Source organism: Citrobacter sp. CK189 (assembly GCF_030333505.1).
Taxonomy (GTDB): domain Bacteria; phylum Pseudomonadota; class Gammaproteobacteria; order Enterobacterales; family Enterobacteriaceae; genus Citrobacter_B; species Citrobacter_B koseri.
Genome location: NZ_JAOWFV010000029.1, coordinates 1 through 366 on the forward strand (window position 1 = coordinate 1; position 366 = coordinate 366).

General features: G+C 53.0%; 4 tRNA genes. All 4 read right to left on the reverse strand.

What is annotated here, in order from left to right:
* Positions 1–2: 2 nt before the first annotated feature.
* Positions 3–79, reverse strand: a tRNA-Met gene (locus OGV83_RS00735).
* A gap of 16 nt (positions 80–95) precedes the next feature.
* Positions 96–170, reverse strand: a tRNA-Gln gene (locus OGV83_RS00740).
* A gap of 23 nt (positions 171–193) precedes the next feature.
* Positions 194–278, reverse strand: a tRNA-Leu gene (locus tag OGV83_RS00745).
* A gap of 8 nt (positions 279–286) precedes the next feature.
* Positions 287–363, reverse strand: a tRNA-Met gene (locus OGV83_RS00750).
* Between the last annotated feature and the right edge of the window lie 3 nt (positions 364–366).

Genomic DNA, 366 nt, shown 5'->3' on the forward strand with positions numbered 1-366 from the left:
TTTGGTGGCTACGACGGGATTCGAACCTGTGACCCCATCATTATGAGTGATGTGCTCTAACCAACTGAGCTACGTAGCCAGATTGTTTTCTTCGATGGCTGGGGTACCTGGATTCGAACCAGGGAATGCCGGTATCAAAAACCGGTGCCTTACCGCTTGGCGATACCCCATCCGTGCAACGCGTACTGGTGAATGGTGCGGGAGGCGAGACTTGAACTCGCACACCTTGCGGCGCCAGAACCTAAATCTGGTGCGTCTACCAATTTCGCCACTCCCGCAAAAAAGATGGTGGCTACGACGGGATTCGAACCTGTGACCCCATCATTATGAGTGATGTGCTCTAACCAACTGAGCTACGTAGCCATC